At 32.4% G+C, this 20,649-nt stretch carries 14 protein-coding genes; 11 read left to right on the plus strand and 3 right to left on the minus strand.

Annotation, left to right across the window (positions count from 1 at the left end; all coding sequences use genetic code 11):
* Positions 1–21: 21 nt before the first annotated feature.
* The 10 genes from BC748_RS06670 (at position 22) to ctlX (ending at position 17,146) form a co-directional block, all read left to right on the plus strand.
* The gene (locus BC748_RS06670) at positions 22–1,986 is read left to right on the plus strand and encodes a tetratricopeptide repeat-containing sensor histidine kinase (protein ID WP_133532705.1); all 1,965 of its coding nucleotides are present in this window, start codon (positions 22–24) and stop codon (positions 1,984–1,986) included.
* Between the two features lie 86 nt (positions 1,987–2,072).
* Positions 2,073–2,834, plus strand: coding sequence for a LytR/AlgR family response regulator transcription factor (locus BC748_RS06675; RefSeq protein ID WP_133532706.1), 762 nt, complete (start codon positions 2,073–2,075; stop codon positions 2,832–2,834).
* Between the two features lie 102 nt (positions 2,835–2,936).
* Positions 2,937–5,267, plus strand: coding sequence for a T9SS type A sorting domain-containing protein (locus tag BC748_RS06680; RefSeq protein WP_133532707.1), 2,331 nt, complete (start codon positions 2,937–2,939; stop codon positions 5,265–5,267).
* A gap of 129 nt (positions 5,268–5,396) precedes the next feature.
* A complete protein-coding gene (locus BC748_RS06685; RefSeq protein ID WP_133532708.1) occupies positions 5,397–8,111 on the plus strand; it encodes a DUF7619 domain-containing protein in 2,715 nt (904 codons plus the stop codon).
* 268 nt (positions 8,112–8,379) lie between these two features.
* Positions 8,380–9,663, plus strand: coding sequence for a citrate synthase (locus BC748_RS06690; RefSeq protein WP_133532709.1), 1,284 nt, complete (start codon positions 8,380–8,382; stop codon positions 9,661–9,663).
* A 76-nt stretch (positions 9,664–9,739) separates the two neighbouring features.
* Positions 9,740–10,558, plus strand: coding sequence for an FkbM family methyltransferase (locus BC748_RS06695; RefSeq protein WP_133532710.1), 819 nt, complete (start codon positions 9,740–9,742; stop codon positions 10,556–10,558).
* Between the two features lie 361 nt (positions 10,559–10,919).
* The gene (locus tag BC748_RS06700) at positions 10,920–13,157 is read left to right on the plus strand and encodes a beta strand repeat-containing protein (protein ID WP_133532711.1); all 2,238 of its coding nucleotides are present in this window, start codon (positions 10,920–10,922) and stop codon (positions 13,155–13,157) included.
* A 1-nt stretch (position 13,158) separates the two neighbouring features.
* Positions 13,159–15,126: a T9SS type A sorting domain-containing protein gene (locus tag BC748_RS06705; protein ID WP_133532712.1), complete on the plus strand. Its 1,968-nt coding sequence runs from the start codon at positions 13,159–13,161 to the stop codon at positions 15,124–15,126.
* A 111-nt stretch (positions 15,127–15,237) separates the two neighbouring features.
* Positions 15,238–16,152, plus strand: a complete 915-nt coding sequence (locus BC748_RS06710; protein ID WP_133532713.1) for a dimethylarginine dimethylaminohydrolase family protein — start codon at positions 15,238–15,240, stop codon at positions 16,150–16,152.
* 58 nt (positions 16,153–16,210) lie between these two features.
* Positions 16,211–17,146 (plus strand): citrulline utilization hydrolase CtlX, encoded by a 936-nt coding sequence (ctlX, locus tag BC748_RS06715; RefSeq protein WP_133532714.1) that lies wholly within the window; start codon positions 16,211–16,213, stop codon positions 17,144–17,146.
* Between the two features lie 100 nt (positions 17,147–17,246).
* Here ctlX and BC748_RS06720 read toward each other — a convergent pair whose 3' ends face one another.
* Genes BC748_RS06720 through BC748_RS06730 form a run of 3 tightly spaced genes read right to left on the minus strand, consistent with a single transcriptional unit; the run spans position 17,247 to position 19,997 of the window.
* Positions 17,247–17,870, minus strand: a complete 624-nt coding sequence (locus tag BC748_RS06720; RefSeq protein ID WP_133532715.1) for a chromophore lyase CpcT/CpeT — start codon at positions 17,868–17,870, stop codon at positions 17,247–17,249.
* A gap of 12 nt (positions 17,871–17,882) precedes the next feature.
* On the minus strand, positions 17,883–19,313 hold the full coding sequence (locus tag BC748_RS06725) for an SDR family oxidoreductase (RefSeq protein WP_133532716.1): 1,431 nt from the start codon (positions 19,311–19,313) through the stop codon (positions 17,883–17,885).
* 48 nt (positions 19,314–19,361) lie between these two features.
* On the minus strand, positions 19,362–19,997 hold the full coding sequence (locus BC748_RS06730) for a MarC family NAAT transporter (RefSeq protein ID WP_133532717.1): 636 nt from the start codon (positions 19,995–19,997) through the stop codon (positions 19,362–19,364).
* Between the two features lie 87 nt (positions 19,998–20,084).
* Here BC748_RS06730 and BC748_RS06735 point away from each other — a divergent pair, with 87 nt between their 5' ends.
* Complete coding sequence (locus BC748_RS06735) at positions 20,085–20,450, plus strand: CoA-binding protein (RefSeq protein WP_133532718.1); 366 nt, start codon at positions 20,085–20,087, stop codon at positions 20,448–20,450.
* Positions 20,451–20,649 lie beyond the last annotated feature (199 nt).

The raw sequence follows: 20,649 nt of genomic DNA on the forward strand, positions 1-20,649 counted from the left end.
ATAGTGTTCAAACTGTTTCTAATGAAGAAAAAATATCTTTTATCGGTTTGTTTTTTGTGGCTTTCAACCCTATTAATGAATGCTCAAAACACAAAGATTGACAGCTTACTTCTTGTTTTATCTAAAACTAGAAATGATATTGACAAAGCACAACTACTCAACGCTGTTGCTGATCAGTATAAAACTTCCGACCCAAAATTAATGTTAAACTATGCTAACAAAGCATTAGCATTAGCCAAAAAAATTGACTTCAAACTTGCCGAAGGAAATGCGTTGCTAAATATTGGTAATGCCAATATCATTTCGGGAAATTATAGTGTTGCTCTACAATCATTTACTGAAGCACAACATCTTTTTGAAACGTTTGAAAACAAAACTATTGAAAAACAACAAGGACTTGCTAAAGCGTTAGGAAGTATTGGAATTGTTTTTTCGGAACAAAGTAATTATTCCAAAGCATTACAATATTATCTAAAAGCGGTAAAAATTTATGAGCAATTAAAAGACGAAGAAAAATGCGCCAAACTTTATAACAACATCGGAATTGTTTATACTTCACAAGCTTCCGATTTTAAAGCGTTAACTTACTTTGTTAAAGCGCAAAAAATTCAAGAAAAAAGAAATGATGCTAATATAGGAATAACCTATACCAACATCGGTAATGGCTATTTGAAACAAAAAAACTTACCTAAAGCATTTGATTATTACACCAAAGCCAAATCATCATTCGATAAACACCCAAATCCAAGAGCTTTAGGCGAATGGCATAACAATGTTGGACTGTATTATAAATCAGCCAATCAGCCAGAAAAAGCAATTGAAAGCTGGAATGCTGCTATTAAAACTTTCAAAACTATAGATGATAAATTTGGTGTTGCAGACAGTTATATTTATTTAAGTCAGCTGTTTTTAGAACAAAACAAATTGGCAATGGCAATGCAGAATGCAAAAAATTCATTGAATTTGGCGAAAGTAAGTAACGTTTTAGAACAAATAGTAATTTCAGAAAAACTACTAAGCGATATTTATTCGAAGCAAAATAATCTTCCGTTAGCGTTTCAACATTTTAAATCTTATAGCCAAGCCAAAGACAGTTTGACCAACGAAGAACACATTCGCAGAAGCGTGGAAGAAGAACTATCATTTGATTTTGAAAAACGCGAAGCCATTCAGCAAAAAGAAATTGAAAAGAAAGAAGTATTGCTTCAAGAACAATCCAAGCAGAGCAAAATGGAATTATTTTTTGCTGCTATTTTCGGATTGTTACTCTTTGGAATTGGATTTTTAATTTACAGTAGAATTCAACTCAAAAAGAATTTAACACTTCAAAAAGAGTTAGCTGAATACGAACAAAAAGCCTTGCATTTGCAGATGAACCCACATTTTGTATTCAATTGTTTGGGTTCAATATCTAGTTTTATTGTTCAAAACGGAACTGACTCCGCAATTAAATATTTATCCAAGTTTTCAAAACTGATGCGATTAACATTGGAATATTCCAAAGAAAGTTTAATCCCAATTGATAGAGAAATCGAGAGCTTACAAAACTACTTAGAACTAGAGCAATTGCGTTTCAATAACAAATTTACTTTTAGTATTTATAAAAGCGATGCAATAGAAGACGATTTGGCATTGCCACCACTTTTGTTACAACCTTTTATAGAAAACGCCATCATTCATGGAGTAATTCCTAAGAAGGAAATAGGAAGTATTGCTGTTCGTTTTACGATAGAAAAGGATAGTTTGCTTTGCACAGTCGAAGATAATGGAGTTGGTTTTCAACAGTCGCAGGCAGCAAAAGTAAACTCTGTAGTGGCGCACAAATCAATGGCATTGGATATTACCAAAAAGCGTTTGGAAATGATAGAATCAACTACCAAACAAAAAACCAATTTTACTATTGAAGAAGTGAAATCCGATAACGAAATAAAAGGAACAAAAGTAGTTTTGAATTTACCGATTCAGTATTTGAGCAATAAGCCATAAGCCATAAGCTCAAAGCCGAATTTGATAACGATAAAATAATAACAAAGCATAAAGCTTACTGCTTAAAGCATAAAGCCAAAAAACATATGATTACAGCAATACTAATAGACGACGATGATAATTTAAGAAGCGGAATGAAAAGTTTGCTTTCTCGCTATGCGCCCGAAATTAGAATTATAGGCGAAGCCGATAGTGTAGCAAACGGAACAACTTTGCTCATGGAAACCCAACCTCAAGTGGTGTTTTTAGACATCCATCTTGGCGATGGTTCGGGTTTTGATTTGTTGGAAGAAGTTTATAAAAACGGCGTGAAAGTAACAGCACAAATTATTTTCATCACCGCTCATGAGCAATACGCCATCAAAGCATTTCGATTTAGTGCGTTGGATTTTCTTCTAAAACCAGTTGATCCAGACGAACTCCAAAAGGTAATTGCCAAACTAAAAAGTGTAATTGACAAAAGTGATAGCGCAGCACACATCGATTTGTTATTAGAAAACATTAGGAAAAAAGTTGATAATTTCAAACGAATAGCCTTGTCTAATTCCGATGGAATACATCTTTTTGATGTCAGCGATATTATTCGTTGCGAAAGCGAAGACAATTACACTAAGTTTTATATTAAGAATAGCAAGCCGATTTTAATTTCAAAAACCTTAAAAGAATACGAAGAATTATTGGCAGAACATGGATTTGAGCGCATTCATCAAAGTCATTTGATAAACATCGCTTATCTAAAATCATACATCAAAAAAGATGGCGGTTATGTGGTTATGGCAGACAATTGTAATTTACCTATTTCGCAACGAAAGAAAGACCGTTTACAAGAGTTGTTAAAAATGATGTAGCGAATTCTAAATAGAAATAGGACTTTACTCATTTACAAATAATACATTAAATTGATTACAGTAATTTTATAAAAAAAGATTGTCAAAATAATAATACATACCATGAAAAAGCTATTTTACATTTTAATACTAATCACAGGATTTGCAAATGCACAGATTGTAAATATTCCTGATGCAAATTTTAAACAGAGTTTGATAGAGAATGGAGTTGATAGCAATAGCGATGGGGAAATTCAAGAAACTGAAGCGTTGGCAACTCTTGGTCTTCAAATTTATAGTCCTCAAACTATTTCAACGGAAGGTATTTCAAGTTTTATAAACTTACGAAATCTTACACTTGAGGGTATGAGTAATTTGCAAAGTTTAGACTTGTCAAATTTATCAAATTTACAATCTCTTACACTCGATATTTTGCCTGTTTTAGTAGATTTAAATCTTCCTATTCAATCTAGTGTTACAAATATGAGTTTATATGATTTACCATTATTAACTAGTGTAGGTTTTGATAATCTTACTTCTTTAATCTATTTAAGAATTATAAGAGCAAACAATTTATCAAATATAGATTTAAGTGGAAATATCAATATTGAAACATTAACTATAAATTACACTGCTAGTGGAGGATTGGTACCACCAATGAATTTGAATTCTTTAAATCTCACAGGATGTACTTCATTAACCTACTTAGAAATTGCTAATACTACTTTATCAGCACTTGATTTGTCAACTTGTATAAATTTAGAAACTTTAAGATATGAAGACAATCAAGTTGCGAATTTATCTCTTACTGGATTAGTTAATTTACAAGATGCATGGGTTATGTCAAATTCTGGTTCAAATACACTTCAAACTTTAGATGTAAGTGAATGTATTTCACTAACATCTTTACGACTTGATTTTAATTATCAACTTCACACAATATTTATGAAAAATGGAGCAAATGAGACTATTAATTTTTATCAAACTCCTAATATTCAATATATTTGTGCAGATGAAAGTCAAATTATTGCGGTGCAAAATAAACTTAATCTAGCAGGATTAACTCAGACAGTTTTAAGTTCCTACTGCACCTTCACGCCAGGTGGAAATTACAACACCATCGTTGGACAAGTACAATTTGATGAAGATAATAACGGTTGCGATGTAAACGGCGCTGGTTTGCCAAACGTTAGAATAAACATCGCAGATCCATCACTAATTGGTGCAACCTTTAGCAATGCAAACGGCGGTTACACTTTTTACTCCCAAGCCTTAAATCACGAACTATTTGTAGCTACCGAAAACCCAACATGGTTTACTGTTTCACCAGAATTAGCATCAGTTTCTTTTACGGATATAAACAATAATCAAACACTTCAAAACTTTTGTGTAACACCAAACGGCGTTCATCCTGACCTAGAAATCGTAATCACACCAATAAATCCAGCACGACCAGGATTTGACGCAACGTATAAAATTGTTTACCGCAACAAAGGAAACCAAACCTTGTCGCAACAATATGGTATCAACTTTTTCTACAATCAAAATCTGATGGAATATGTTTCTGCATCAGTAGTACCAAGTCAAATGGTTGCTGGAGGAATTTCTTGGGATTATGCCAATCTACAACCATTTGAAAGTAGAGAAATTGTATTTACCCTAAACATCAATGCACCAACGGAGGATATCAATCCAGTGAATAATGGAGATGTTTTAACTTTTACCACGTCCATCATGCCACAAGCAGGCGATGAAAACACAGGTGACAATACCTTTGTTCTAGACCAAATTGTTGTTGGTTCTTATGATCCAAACGACATCACGTGTCTCGAAGGCGATATCGTTTCACCAACCGAAATAGGCGAGTACCTTCACTACAACATTCGTTTTGAAAACACAGGAACAGCATCTGCCGAAAATATAGTGGTAAAAACCGAAATCAATCCAGCCGAATTCGACATCAACACTCTTCAACTATTAAATGCTTCTCATGCCGTTGATGCTAGAATAAGAGGAAACATAGTTGAATTTATTTTCAAAGAAATTTATCTACAAACTGGCGGACACGGAAACGTATTACTAAAAGTAAAAACCAAACCAAATTTACAAATAGGCGATTTGGTTAAAAACAAAGCCAATATCTACTTTGATTATAACTTCCCAATCCTAACCAATGATGCCGAAACCGTTTTCCAATCATTAAGCAACCCTGATTTTGAAACCGATAATAGCGTAAAAATCTACCCAAATCCAAGCAATGCAATAGTCAATATCAAGTCCGATTTCAATATCAAATCAATACAATTATACGATGTCCAAGGCAGAATACTGCAAACCAACATCGTAGAAGAAAACACCGCTTCGCTTGATATTGCCTCAAAAGCAAAAGGCATTTATTTTCTAAAAGTCATTACTGATAGAGGAATAAAATTAGAAAAGTTAGTCAAAGAATAACAGTTTTTCGATTACATCATCCGTCAATGTTTTCGAATTCTAAATGAAACCATTTGTTTGCTCAATCATTAAATAAAAACGAACAAAATCAGTATAATTTTATGAAAACAAAATAATAAAACAAACGCTATGAAAAAGTTTTTTTATAATTTACTATTGTTAAGTTCTTTTGCAGGAACTTCTCAAGTGGTTACAATTCCCGATCAAGTGTTCAAACAAGCACTATTATTATCAAACAGTACAAACCAACAAGTTGCCTATGATTTTCAAGGAAACCCAATGGTGGTTGATGTTAATCAAGATGGTGAAATTCAAACAACAGAAGCACTTGCTGTTTTTGGTCTTGACTTAGCAGGAAATGAAAATGGATTATTTTTAATAGAAGGAAATCCAATAACCGATTTAACTGGACTTGAGGCCTTTTTGAATCTAAAAAACTTAGATATCTCAACTAACCAGCTTACAGGACAAACCTTAAACGCTACATTATTTAGTAATCTAGAAAGTTTAAAAACACAAAACTCTGGATTAATAGCAGTGATAGTGAATAATTTAACATCATTAAGAAAATTAGATGTAACTGGAAATCTTCTAACAGAAATCAATTTAAATGGTTTAATTAATTTGGAAGAGTTAATTATAAATAGTAACCAAATATCTACTATAGATTTTTCTCAGACTTCATCATTAGTGAAATTGAATGCTAGTAGTAATCCCTTAACTACTTTGAATTGGTCGCAACTCACTCAATTGACCGATTTAGATCTTTCACAATGTAGAGAAATACAATCAGTAGATGTTAGTAGTTTGATTAATTTAAGGACTTTAAATGTATCCTTAACAGAAATTACAAGTTTAGATGTAAGTAATAATTTATTGTTGACCAAGCTAGATTGTTCCAAAGATGCAGTTTCGCAGGCTTCAATTTCAACTTTAGATGTTTCACCATTGATTAATCTAAAAGAACTAATTTGTAGTGGCAATCAATTGAATGGTCTTAATGTTAGCGGATTAACAAGTCTAGAATATTTGCAATTTATAGGCTGTAATGTAGCTACTCCTATTTTCGGTAATAACAATAATTTAACTACTATAGAATGTACTTCAAATCAAATTACAGCTCTTGATTTATCAATTTTCCCACAATTAATAAGCTTGTACTGCGCAAATAATAACCTATCAACATTAGATTTCTCAACTTTACCAAATCTAAATGCAGTCTCTTGTTCGTTAAACCAATTTCAATCGTTAGATTTTTCAAATAATCCTAACATAACCTATTTGGATTTAGGGACAAATAACGAGTTACAATATTTAAATATTAAAAATAATTCCTCAATGTTTTTTGGTTTTGTTTTTGATAGTGAATTAAATCTTCCAAATTTGATTTTTATTTGTGCCGATGATGATGAAATTCAATTCATTGAATCATTTTTATTACAAAGTATAGAGCAACAGATAGTTGTAAACTCCTATTGCTCATTTGTTCCAGGAGGAAGTTACAATACAATTAGTGGTTCCGTGACTTTTGATTCCAATCAGAATGGTTGCAGTCTAGAAGATATAGTTCAACCTTATATTAAGGTAACCATAAATGATGGAACAAATCAAGGTTCTGTTTTTACAGATTTAGATGGTAATTTCAAATTCTACGCTCAAGAAGGTAACTTTACTGTTAATGCCACAATAGAAAACAATTCACTTTTCACAATAAATGGACAAAACACCCAAGTATCCTTTTTAAATAATGAAAATAATACTGCAATTGTGCCATTTTGTATACAAGCATTAGACAATCAATCTGATTTGGAAGTTATTGTCTCTCCATTCTCATACCCAATTCCTGGCAGTGAAAATTTATATCAAATATTTTATAAAAATAAAGGAAATCAAACTCTATCAGGAAATATTAATTTTAATTATGACACATCCAAAGCAACTTTTTTATTTTCAGAACCAGTTCAAAACGCTATCAATCAAGCAGGCGAGTTAGAATACAGTTTCAATAATTTGCTTCCTTTTGAAAGTAGAACAATTATTGTTAGCTTAAATTTAAATGGACCAACTAGCCAAAATCCACTCACCGTTGGCGATATATTAGAGTTTACTGCCACAGCATCTATTAATTCGACTGACATAAACCCTTCAAACAATCAATTTACATACAATCAAATAATTGAAGAATTTATGCTATTAAACTCAATCATTTGCGTTGAAGGCGAAGAGGTTAGTGCCGACTTGATTGGGGATTATTTACACTATTCAATAAATTTTGAAAACAACACAAACCAAACAAGTTCGTTTATAGTTTTAAGAGCAACAATAAATCCGCAACAGTTTGATATTAATTCCATCCAACTCTTAGCCAGTTCAAGCAATGTTGAGGTCAGAATTACAGGAAATCTATTAGAATTAATTTTTGGAAATTTAGAACTTCAAACAGGTGGTCATGGAAATGTTTTACTTCGAATTAAATCTTCAAATCAACTTCAAGTAAATGATACAGTTAGATTTGAAACAGCTGTCTTTTTTAATGAAACAGAAGCTACCCAAACAAATACTGCTGAGACCACTTTTAGATTAGCAGGAAATTTGAACAATGATAATTTTGAAAAGACATCAATATTAATTTATCCAAACCCTACTAAATCAATTGTTTCAATAACATCCGATTTCAGCATCAAATCAATACAATTATACGATGTTCAAGGCAGAATACTACAAACCAACATCGTAGAAGAAAACAGCGCATCGCTTGATATTACATCAAAAGCAAAAGGTATTTATTTCCTAAAAGTGATTACAGATAAAGGAATAAAAGTAGAAAAGTTAGTCAAAGAATAAAAAGTTAATTTTAATTAATTAAAAAAACTCGCGACCTATAATCGTGAGTTTTTTTATATCATAAAATTAGGGTAAAACCCTATCCACTCGGGGTAAAACGCTATCCAATTGGGGTTATTCCAAATAATACAAAGCAACTACAAGCTAAATACCCGCTTTTTATAAAAAAATTAACTAAAACGTTATAGAAATTCTTTTTTATTTCGTTTTCAATTCCCTAATTTTGTTGAATTAATGATTTTATTAAGATTTATTCCCTTTTTATACCATGTCTAAAACAGCAATATTAGAATACGATGGCAACAAGTATGAATTTCCAGTAATAGTTGGAAGCGAAAACGAACCTGCTATTGATATTGAAAAATTACGTGCCTTAACTGGTGCTATTACTCTTGATCCAGGTTACAAAAACTCTGGTTCATGCCAAAGCGATATTACATTCCTTGATGGCGAAGAAGGAATTCTACGCTACAGAGGTTATGCCATCGAAGATTTAGCCGAAAAAGCCGATTTCCTAGAAGTATCCTATTTGGTTATTTTTGGTGAATTACCAACAAAACAACAATTAACCCAATTCGAAACCGACATTCGTAAATATACTTTGGTAAACGAAGAAATGAAAAACATCATTGATGGTTTTCCTAAAACAGCTCACCCAATGGGCGTTTTATCTTCGTTAACCTCTGCCTTAACTGCTTTCAATCCAAAAGTAGTCAATGTAGAGAACGAAAAAGAAATGTATGAAGCAGTTTGCAAAACCATGGGTAAATTTTTGGTTATTGCCACTTGGACGTACAGAAAAATGATGGGTTATCCATTAAACTATTATGATAATACACAAGGATATGTTGAGAATTTTATGCAGTTAATGTTTAAATTACCAACAGGACCATATACTGCTAATAAAACAGTTGTTGATGCTCTAGATAAATTATTTATTCTTCACGCAGACCACGAACAAAACTGTTCTACATCAACGGTTAGAATAGTAGGTTCTTCACACGCAGGTTTATTTGCATCTATATCTGCTGGAGTTTCTGCACTTTGGGGTCCATTACATGGTGGTGCAAACCAAGCCGTTTTAGAAATGCTTGAAGCTATTCAAAAAGATGGTGGCGATGCTGCAAAATATATGGCTAAAGCCAAAGATAAAGACGATCCATTCCGTTTGATGGGCTTTGGACACAGAGTATATAAAAATTTTGATCCAAGAGCAAGAATTATCAAAAAAGCAGCCGATGAGGTTTTAAAAACGCTAGGAGTTGACGATCCAATTCTAAACATTGCAAAACAATTAGAAGAAGCAGCTTTAGTAGACGAATACTTCGTTTCTAGAAAATTATATCCAAATGTAGATTTCTATTCTGGTATTATTTACCGTGCATTAGGAATTCCAACGGATATGTTTACCGTAATGTTTGCCATTGGTCGTTTACCAGGTTGGATTGCTCAATGGAAAGAAATGCGTGTAAACAAAGAACCAATCGGAAGACCAAGACAAGTCTATACTGGACATCCATTGAGAGATTTTAAACCGATGGATAAAAGGTAGTTTTAATATTATATTTAAAATTCACAAACTCTTCGTGAAAGCGAAGAGTTTTTTTATATTTGTTAAAAAATACAACATGAGTTTAAAAAAGAAACTAAAAAAGGGAATTAGCTTTTTTGTGCCAAAAGGATACACCAAAGAGAAAATAAAACTCTTTTTTTATAAAACGTTTAGTAAAAACAATGTTTCCTTTGATGTGCTAAAAGTAGCTAACACACACACACAAGGAAGTTACGTTTACAAAACAACTTTTGACGATATAACACTACTTACAAATCAAGCATTATATCCAATAGTAGATGATTTCGGATATTATAATTACAAATACAAAGCAAAAAGCGGAGATGTAATAATTGATGCTGGAGCTAACCTTGGACATATTTCAATATTCTTCTCAAAGTGTGTAGGCAAATCAGGAAAAGTATTTTGCTTTGAACCAGATAAACATAATGTAAAGCAGTTAGAGAGTAACATCAAACTCAATAAAGATTTAGAAGACAATATCATTTTGCAAGATATGTTATTGTGGAATGAAGACACTTTTATTGATTTTGAAGAGGCAGGAACAGTTGGTTCATCAGCAAAATGGTTTTCAGGAAATGCTAATGTGGTAAAAAAGCAAGCCATAACAATTGATAGTTGGGTGAAACAAAACAATATAAATCGATTAGATTTAATAAAAATGGATATTGAAGGCGCAGAAATAGAAGCCGTTGAAGGATGTTTAGAAATTATGAAAACATTGAAACCTAATTTTGCCATTGCTTCCTATCACATTATTAATGGAGAGCCAACTTACATTAAGTTAGAGGAGTTTTTTAAGAAAAATAATTACCCATATAAAACAGTTACTTTTAGAGGAAATGAAATTATAACATTTGCAGGAACTATTTAATAGTAATAATTTTAAGTCATAAGCTTCGCTACTCAGCGGAGCTTTTTTATTTAATGACTATTTATTATAAATTAAGAATTGTAGGTAAAATACATAATTGAAATATTAAAAAGTGTATTTCATCGAAAAAATATGCTTTTAATGGTTTTTTATAAACTCTTCTTCTATATTTGAATTGTCAAAAACAAGCAATATAAAAATCAAATAATTTAATAAACTCAAAGGTTAAATTATTTACATAAACAGGTTTTTATATCCTAGCTGTATAAGATTTAACGTTTCAGTTATTAATCAAAAATTAAAATTGTGAAAGCAATTTTTTGTGTTAAAAAGAATTAAAAAACCTCTAAATCCTACAGTTATGAAATTAAAAAATTACTCATTTATCTTATCATTTATTATTCTGGCTGCTATTGAAAATGGTTATAGTCAAAGTGGTAATACTTTTTCTGGTGAAGAAGCTGGAACTAATAGCACAGGAAATTATAATACTGGTTTTGGATTGTTTTCGCTTCATGATAATGCCAATAACAGTAATACTGCTTTTGGTGCCAATACTTTACCTTCCAATAGAGGAGGATTTAATTCTGCTTTTGGTAATGATGCCTTAAAACGAAACATAGATGGTCAATTAAACTCAGCTTTTGGAACAAGAAGTTTGGAAAATAATTTAACTGGAACTGGCAATGTTGCCGTTGGATTTAGAGCATTAGGTAATTCAAATATCACAGGTTCTAATAATACTGCAATTGGCTATGCCAGTCTTTTGATAAATGAAGGAAATTCAAATGTCGCTCTCGGTCAATACTCTGGATGGAATTTAGTATCGGGTAATGGAAATGTTATAATTGGTACAGACTCAGGTAAATTTTTGCAAAATGGTAACCAAAATGTTTTTCTAGGAAAAGTTGTCTTAGAAAATCAACCATCTACAAGTTTATTAGTTGGAAATGATGCTAGTAGAATTATTACTATTGCTGATGGTGCTGGAAATCAAAGAATTTTGGTAAACAATAACGGTAATGTTGGAATTGGTCTTGGTAACAATGTTAGACCATTGAATAGATTGGATGTAAATGGTGGAGTTGTAATTGGTAAAAATTATATGCCTAACATTGCTGACACGCCAGATGTTATTGCACCTGCAAATGGATTATTAGTTCAAGGAAATGTTGGTGTTGGTACAACTTTACCAAAAAACAAACTTGAAATTACTCATGGAACAGATGGAAAATCAGGGCTTCGATTTACAAATTTAACTAGCAATTCAGCACTTGATAACAACACTGCAACGGATAAGTTTTTAACTGTAAATGCGAATGGAGATGTGGTTTTGCAAAAAACAGCGACTAGTGCTTTGATTGGAACTTTAACAACAAACAATAATACCATTACTAGTAATGTAAATGGAAGTATATCTAATGCTTCAATAATAAATTCAGTTACAAATACTATAAACTCAAACAATCAATTAGTGACTACAATAAACGGAGTTACGAGTACACCAATCACATTTCCATCATTTACCGATACTGATGCTCAATCTCTTTCCTTGGTTGGAAATACATTATCTATTTCAAATGGTAATTCAGTAGTATTACCAAACTTTAACGAAGTTGATGGAAGTACAACTAATGAACTTCAAACTCTTTCTCAAGCAGGAAATATTATAACATTGTCTAATGGTGGAGGTTCTTTTCAATTACCAACTTTAACAGACACTGACGCTCAATCATTATCGCTTACTGGAAATACATTATCAATTTCAAATGGTAATTCAGTAGTATTACCAAACTTTAACGAAGTTGATGGAAGTACAACTAATGAACTTCAAACTCTTTCTCAAGCAGGAAATACTATAACATTGTCTAATGGTGGAGGTTCTTTTCAATTGCCAACTTTAACAGACACTGACGCTCAATCATTATCGCTTACTGGAAATGTTTTAGCAATATCAAACGGAAACTCTGTAACACTTCCTGTTCCCGTATTTACAGGAAATGGAAACATAACGATAACAGGAAATGGCTCAACAGCAACTCCTTATCTTATTAATTCAATTGACACAAGTATTTATACTAATAATGGAAGCATTAATCAGTTATCAACTACCAATGGGAATAGAGTTGTAGATATGAACAGTAGAAATATTTGGTTTAACACAGCAAACAGTCCAACTAACGGAAAAATTTATTTAGGTTCAACTGCTAATTATCCTAGTTCAACAGGAAATTATAAATTATTTGTAGAAGGTGGAATTTTAACCGAAAAAGTAAAAGTAGCTTTAAGAAGTACAGCAAATTGGGCTGACTACGTTTTTGCAGATGATTATAAATTAATGCCATTAGCAGATGTTGAAAAATTTATTTCTAAAAACAATCATTTGCCAGGTATTAAATCAGCTTCAGAATTGGCTGAAAACGGGTTAGATGTTGCAGAAATGCAAGCCAAACAAATGGAAAAAATTGAAGAGTTAACATTATATGCAATTGAGCAGGACAAAAAAATAAAGGAACAAAATCAATTGATATCTAAATTCAATACCGAATTAGAAGAATTAAAAAATCAAGTAAAAGCACTAATCGAAAAAACAAAATAACATGCAAAAAACAGCAAAAATAGTTTTGCTATTGTGTTTTTGCTTTCACTCCTTTTCGATTTTTGCTCAACATGATGAGTATATAGCTGCCGAAAACAGAAGGATTGCAAACACTAAGCAAACAGAGATAGAAATAGAAAAATTTGTCAATGATAATTTCAAGAATTACAAATTAGCTCGTGAAGTTAATGATGAAGTTATAAAACATCTTAGAGAGGAAGAAGAATTCACTCAAGAAGAACTTGAAGCGGCATTGATAAATGCAAAAAAACACGAATTAAGAAAATTATTCTTTAGAGAAAATCCAGATAAAAAAGCAGACTATTCTGCAGCTGAAATTTCGCGTTCTATTGCACAAGATTGTGTTAATGGTGATTTTGAAAATGGAACTGCTGGGTATTCATTTTGGTCTGATAATTATGCACAACCAGATTCGGGTGAAGATTTTTTCTTGTCTTGTGCAACGCCAACAGCACTTTCAGCATCAAATGTAATGACTGCTTCAACAAATAATTTTAATTCTAGAGTTAATTTAATTAATAGCACGGCACCGAACTACAGACAATTTGATCCAATTTTGCAAAGCTTTGGTGTTGATGTTCCAACTCTTAATTCCAATGGTGGTGAAAAATGTATAAAACTCAATAATACTGGTGGATATGGTTCGTCTGATATAACATCATTTTCTCGCTATTTTCCAAGTATTAATCAATCGACTATCGATTTCAATTTCTCGTTGATAATGGATAATAAACCAGAGCATGGTCAACCTATTCAACCTTTTTTTAGAGCTAGAGTTTTAGACCAAAACGGAAATGTTGTTGATGAAATATGTATCATTGCTAATCCTGATAATTGTCTTTTTAATATCATATATGTTAATGATGAAAGAAGAATATTGTACACCGATTGGATTTGTGCTCGATTAAATGTTGAAAGTATTTTAAATCAACCTGGTACAATTGAGTTTACTATTAGTGATTGTCAACCATCTAAACATTTTGGAACAGTTTATATAGATAACATCTGTGGTCTAACTTGCCCATCTCCGCAACTTGGTGCTTTAAGTTTAGATCCAACAAATATTAGTTGTCCCGATGTTTTATCGATAACGCCATTTAATGTTTGTGGAACCTATCAATCGCCTGCAAATGCTACACTTAATACTTTGATTTTACATATTTTACAAGATGATGCGATTGTTGCAACAATAAATGCGCCGACACAGTTAACCGCTAACACGTTTTGTTTTGAAGTACTGCCTAGTTTATTTGGAGTTGATCCGTCAGGTAATTTTGAATTTCAAGTTGATGCTACGTTTAATGTCACTTGTCCAGCAGGAAATTTTGTATACGACATAACCGATTTCTCTGCCAATGTTGGTCCTGATGTTTCATTTGAAGATTGTTGTATAGCAACACTTACCGTAACTTCACCAGCTGATGATTTGAGTAATCAAGCACCAAATAGTGAGAAGAAAAGAGAACGGTCCGATTGGATTAGAGCAACCAATATAATTGAAGTTGGAAATAATGATTTACAAGATGGAGTTGTTTATCACTCTGGTAATTTTGTGGAATTAAATCCTGGTTTTGAAGCGCTTTCAGGAGCACAGTTTGCAGCTTATATTGAAGGATGTTCTAGTAATTTTATGTATCGAACTGAAGTAGTAAATTCTCCTGTCGAAAAACAACCAATACAGGAAGAAGAATTAAATTTAATCAAGTTAGCAACAGGATTTACTATTCAGCCAAATCCTTCAAGTAGTTTTATTGAAATAATAATGAAAGATTCTCAATTTGATAAAGTGACAATAACTACAATTGACGGAAAATTGGTTTTGGAAAAAAACATTCAAAAAACGGATAGAGCACAACTAGATGTAAGCCGTTTTGCTAATGGAGTTTATCTAATAAATATTCTAACAAAAGATGGTCAACTCTTTACTGAAAAACTAATGAAAAATTAAATGTCAATTTGAAAAATACTTATAAACAAAGCTTCTCTTAATCGGGAAGCTTTTTTATATTTGTCAAAATCAGTGTTAAAAAGTGATGCTTTTTTGCACAAAATTAATTTTATGCTACAATTAAATGTAAAAAACGAAACGTCTCGATTGCGTGCAGTGGTTTTAGGTTCAGCGCTTAATAACGGACCAACACCAACTGCCGAAGAAGCTTATGATCCAAAATCTTTAGAACACATTCTCGCTGGAACATATCCAATAGAAGCTGATATGGTAAACGAAATGGAAGCTTTTAATCAAGTATTTCAAAAATATGATGTAAAAGTTTTTCGTCCGGAAATGATTGAAAATTACAACCAAATTTTTACTCGCGATATTGGTTTTGTAATCGACGATACATTTGTAAAAGCCAATATTTTACCTGATAGAGAACGAGAATTAGATGCCATTCAATATGTTATTGACCAAATAAATCCCGCTAAAGTCGTTCGTCCGCCAGATGATGTTCATATCGAAGGTGGCGATGTTATGCTATGGAACGATTATATTTTCATCGGAACATACAAAGGTTCGGATTATAAAGATTATATCACCGCACGAACTAATATGCAAGGTGTTCAGTATATTAAGGATTTGTTTCCTAATAAAATTGTGAAAGAATTCGATTTGGTAAAATCAAAATTGGAAGCGCGAGATAATGCTTTGCATCTCGATTGTTGCTTTCAACCTGTTGGTTCAAACAAAGGTATAATCTATAAAAGTGGTTTCCGAGAAGAAGCCGATTATGTGTATTTAGTAAAACTTTTTGGAAAAGAAAATCTGTTTCACATCACGCGAGACGAAATGTACCACATGAATTCCAATGTGTTTTCAATTGATGAAAATGTAGTTGTTTCGGAGAGAAATTTCACCCGATTGAACAATTGGCTTCGCGAAAACGGATTTACAGTTGAAGAAATTCCATATGCCGAAATTGCAAAACAAGAAGGATTGTTGAGATGTTCAACATTGCCATTAATTAGAGATTAATCTTTAAAGATGATGCATTGCACAAAGTCTTTAAATCCAAATAAATAAAATAAACAAAATGAACCAAACAACAAACTCAATTCTAATGATTCGTCCAGTAGCGTTTCGAATGAACGAACAAACTGCTGTTAACAATTATTACCAAAAAGTTCTCGACGGATTATCGCCTGAAACAGTAAATGCAAAAGCCCAACAAGAGTTTGATGTTTTTGTTGCCAAATTAAGAAAAGTTGGCGTGAATGTTATTGTCGTTGACGATACGCTTGAACCCAACACGCCAGACAGTATTTTTCCAAACAATTGGATATCATTTCACGAAAGTGGTGATGTAGCTTTATATCCAATGTTTGCCGAAAATCGTCGCGCCGAAAGAAGAGAAGATATTCTTGATATTCTTGAAGACGAAGGTTTTGTCATCAATGAAATCATGGATTACACTCTCGCAGAAGAAGATAACGTCTTTCTTGAAGGAACAGGTAGTTTACTTCTCGACCGAGAAAACGGAAAAGCCTATTGTGCTCTTTCACCACGTGCCGACGAAGAACTGATGATAGAATTTTGCGAAGATTTTGAATTTACACCCGTAATTTTCGAAGCTTTTCAAACGGTAAACGGCGAGCGAAAACTGATTTATCATACCAACGTAATGATGTGTCTTGGCGATACATTTGCTGTGATTTGTGCCGATTGTATTGATGACAAAAAAGAACGCAAAATGGTGCTCGACAGTCTTCGTGGTGATGACAAAGAAGTAATTTTAATTACCGAAGATCAAGTCAATAACTTTGCGGGAAACATGCTTGAAGTAAAAGGAAAAGACGATAAAAGATTTTTAGTAATGAGCGAGTCGGCTTATAAAAGTTTAACCAAAAAACAAATCGCTCAGCTCGAAGCGCATGTTGAAATTATTCATTCCAGTTTAGATACCATCGAAGCTTGTGGCGGCGGAAGCGCACGTTGTATGATGGCAGAAATTTTTCTTCCAACGGAGTAAGTTATTATTATTTAATAAATCAAAGAAAATAAAAATCCCAAATTCTAATTATGCTATTGGAATTTGGGATTTCATTTTTTGAACTCTTTTGAGTTTAAGATTATTTAATTTTAACAAATTTATATCCACCTTTTTCAGCACCCCAAACTTGCTTTCCGTCTTTATCAAAACCTTGATCCCAGGAAACAATTCCGTCCTTAGTAACAGTAACAATTGAATTGGCAAAACTAGCACCACGAAGTTCGCTTGGGCAAGTTTTATCTCCAGTTGAACCACTAAATTTATTTTTCTCAACTCGTTTTAAAACTACTTCACAACCTTGTTTTAGCTCAATGTCTGTCTCTGATAATTGGTTATATACTTCAGGATTTGTCCATTTTCCAATCCAATCTTTTTCATTTTTAAGGGTATAAATTTCACTTACAAATTCGTCGCCTCTTTGACTGACTTTATAAACTCTTACTCTATATGGTTTGCCTTGTTTGTCAAACATGGCTTGTTCTACAAAAAGATAATTTCCTTTTTCTTTCCAAATAGGTGTCATTCTTAAAGAAATGTTATAATATGATTTATCTTCAATGGAATGTGCTTCGGATGAATAATGTCCTTGCATGATTGAAACTAGTTCTTTTAAATTTTTATCAGTTTCTTTTTCTTTGTATGCTGCCGATTTACAGGATGAAAATAAAATTGAATAGAATAGTAAACATAAAAAAGACTTCATTTGTATTTTTTTTTAGGATTTATATTTGATGATATTGTCAATCATACCACCAAAGATAAAAAAATGAAATGGAACTAAGGAATACCAATACAATCTTCCCCAAATTCCTCTTGGTCTAAAGGTAGCAATCTGATGTAGTACATTATCGTCATCAATTCTAAATTCAAGCCAAGCTTCACCCGGAAGTTTCATTTCGGCATAAAGTAATAATCTTTTTTCCTCCTTGTTAGCAAGTAAAACACGCCAAAAATCGAGCGAATCTCCGTTATCTAAATGAATTGGATTTGTTCTACCTCGCCGTAAACCAACTCCTCCAAAAATTTTATCAATAAATCCACGTAGTTTCCACATCCAATTTCCATAATACCATCCACGAGAACCGCCAATAGACCAAATGTTCAAAAGTGTATTTTCAACATTTTCAATTTTTCTCATCTGATGGTCTTTCAAACAGCCATATTTTGGAATTTGGATAAATTCCGAAAAATTTGGAGCAAATTGACTACTACTTATGCTGTCTTTCCAACTAGAAATTACTAAGTTCTGCTCAATTTTTATAAAAGCAAGTTTGATAGCATCAACATAAGTGATTGGTTTTATATTTAATATTTTTTGTAATCGATTGTCACTACAAACCACTTCCATCTTCATACTATTAACTAAATTGATGGCAAGTTTGTATGAGGTTGAGGTAACAAAATATAACCAATAAGACGACAGTTTTGGTGTCATCATTGGTATTGTTACAATCATTAATTTAATACCTCGAGTTTTTGCATAAAGTTGCATCATTTCTTTGTAAGTTATGATATTTGGTCCGCCAATATCAAACGATTGGTTGTAGCATTCTTCTTTAGAAATGACACCCAACAAATAGTTAATTACATCGCGAATAGCAATGGGTTGACATTTTGTTAAAACCCATTTTGGTGTAATCATTACAGGAAGTTTTTCGCATAAATCTCTAATAATTTCAAAGGATGAACTTCCTGAACCTACAATTATTCCAGCACGTAAAACAGTAGTGTTAAAGTTACCTTGATATAAAATGGTTTCAACATCCTTTCGAGATTGTAAATGTTTTGAGAGTTTGTCTTCGTTTACAATTCCACTTAAATAGATAACTTGCTTAATACCAATTGCTTTCGCATATTCATTAAAATTTTTAGCAGCCTTGGATTCTAAAGTATCAAAATCTGTAGTTGAAGAAGACATTGAGTGTATCAAATAATATGCAACATCAATGTCTTTTGTAATTTTTTCAAATGAAGGAGTAGTCAAAAAATCGACTTCCCAAATTTCAATTAAATCCAAAGTAGATTTATCTAATCCCAATCGGTTTTTATCCCGAACACTACAAACCACTTGGTGTCCAGCTGTCAAAAGTTCGGGCAACAATCGTCTGCCAACATAACCATTAGCACCAGTAAGTAGAATTTTCATAAATACTATTTTGAAATAAAGATAGTACTTAAAAACATTCAACAGTAGTTAAATTCCTCTGATGATACTTAAAATAGCACTTATAATATACTGAATTCCAATAGCAACGGTTAAAAACCCTACAATTCTAGAAATAGCAACAATTCCCGAAGCTCCAAGATATTTTGCTAAATAATGAGCACTTCTTAAAATAAGGAATATCAAAAGTGAAACAATCATTATGGATAGTGAAGAAGCTAAAATATCCGTAGTGGAATTATGATCTTGGTTAAAAGCAATCAATAATGAAATCGAACCTGGACCAGCCAACATCGGCATCGCAAGTGGCGTTAACGCAATCGAATTTCGGTTCAACGAATCTTCTTCCACTTTTTTGCTAATTCCTTTTCGTTTTTTTGGATTCGCATTTAGTAAACCAAAACCAGAACTTGCAATCAAAATTCCACCTGCAATTCGAAGTGCCGAAATCGTAATTCCAAAAAATTTCAAAACATATTCACCAATAAAAAACGATATCAATAAAATAATACAAACATTTATTGCCGTCATTAGCGAAACTCGTGAACGTTCCGTTTTACTATAATCTTGTGTCAAACCAACAAAAATAGGAATAGCACCAATTGGATTTAGTACCGAAAACAAAGCACCAAGAAGAACAAAAAATGTGTTTAAAAAGACATCCATTTTTTCTAAAATTTTTATTCACTGCAAAGATAAACAAAGAATAAAAGGCAACGTTAAATAAAAAATAATATTCACTAATTTTGCAATATGAAAAACAAGAAAACACTCGTTCTCGGAGCTACAACAAAACCTGAAAGATACGCTTTCAAAGCCATCACAATGCTAACCGAAAAAGGACATTCCGTTTTGGCAATCGGGCAAAATGCAGGTGAAGTTGCCGGAATAAAAATCTACACAAAACAAATTCCACTAAAAAATATCGATACTATAACCTTGTATTTAAACCCAGTTCGTCAGCGCGAATACTACAACTACATCATCGAAACCAAACCCAAAAGAGTACTTTTCAATCCCGGAACCGAAAATCCAGAGTTTTACCAACTTCTGCAAAGCAATGGAATCAAGGTTGAAATCGCATGTACTTTGGTATTACTTGCAACCAATCAATATTAGGAGCGAATCGTTCAGGCATTTTATAAGCCATTTTCCCGCTTTTCGTTACAATCTGTCATTGCGAGGAACGAAGACACACGAGCGAAGCGAACTGAGCGTAAGCTAATCTCATCAAACTTTTGGCTCTGCAATGACAGGATTTCCACTTCAATCGGGGCTAAAAAGTTATCCATTTGAACTTTTGGAAAAAAAATCCGTG

Source organism: Flavobacterium dankookense (genome assembly GCF_004362665.1).
Taxonomy (GTDB): domain Bacteria; phylum Bacteroidota; class Bacteroidia; order Flavobacteriales; family Flavobacteriaceae; genus Flavobacterium; species Flavobacterium dankookense.

Excerpts from the sequence above, each read along its gene's own strand:
- BC748_RS06670 (WP_133532705.1), top strand. The coding sequence starts at position 22 with ATGAAGAAAAAATATCTTTTATCGGTTTGTTTTTTGTGGCTTTCAACC.
- BC748_RS06735 (WP_133532718.1), top strand. The coding sequence starts at position 20,085 with ATGAAAAACAAGAAAACACTCGTTCTCGGAGCTACAACAAAACCTGAA.
- BC748_RS06710 (WP_133532713.1), top strand. The coding sequence starts at position 15,238 with ATGCTACAATTAAATGTAAAAAACGAAACGTCTCGATTGCGTGCAGTG.
- BC748_RS06680 (WP_133532707.1), top strand. The coding sequence starts at position 2,937 with ATGAAAAAGCTATTTTACATTTTAATACTAATCACAGGATTTGCAAAT.
- BC748_RS06690 (WP_133532709.1), top strand. The coding sequence starts at position 8,380 with ATGTCTAAAACAGCAATATTAGAATACGATGGCAACAAGTATGAATTT.
- BC748_RS06705 (WP_133532712.1), top strand. The coding sequence starts at position 13,159 with ATGCAAAAAACAGCAAAAATAGTTTTGCTATTGTGTTTTTGCTTTCAC.
- BC748_RS06695 (WP_133532710.1), top strand. The coding sequence starts at position 9,740 with ATGAGTTTAAAAAAGAAACTAAAAAAGGGAATTAGCTTTTTTGTGCCA.
- BC748_RS06685 (WP_133532708.1), top strand. The coding sequence starts at position 5,397 with ATGAAAAAGTTTTTTTATAATTTACTATTGTTAAGTTCTTTTGCAGGA.
- BC748_RS06725 (WP_133532716.1), bottom strand. The coding sequence starts at position 19,313 with ATGAAAATTCTACTTACTGGTGCTAATGGTTATGTTGGCAGACGATTG.
- BC748_RS06730 (WP_133532717.1), bottom strand. The coding sequence starts at position 19,997 with ATGGATGTCTTTTTAAACACATTTTTTGTTCTTCTTGGTGCTTTGTTT.
- BC748_RS06720 (WP_133532715.1), bottom strand. The coding sequence starts at position 17,870 with ATGAAGTCTTTTTTATGTTTACTATTCTATTCAATTTTATTTTCATCC.
- ctlX (WP_133532714.1), top strand. The coding sequence starts at position 16,211 with ATGAACCAAACAACAAACTCAATTCTAATGATTCGTCCAGTAGCGTTT.
- BC748_RS06675 (WP_133532706.1), top strand. The coding sequence starts at position 2,073 with ATGATTACAGCAATACTAATAGACGACGATGATAATTTAAGAAGCGGA.
- BC748_RS06700 (WP_133532711.1), top strand. The coding sequence starts at position 10,920 with ATGAAATTAAAAAATTACTCATTTATCTTATCATTTATTATTCTGGCT.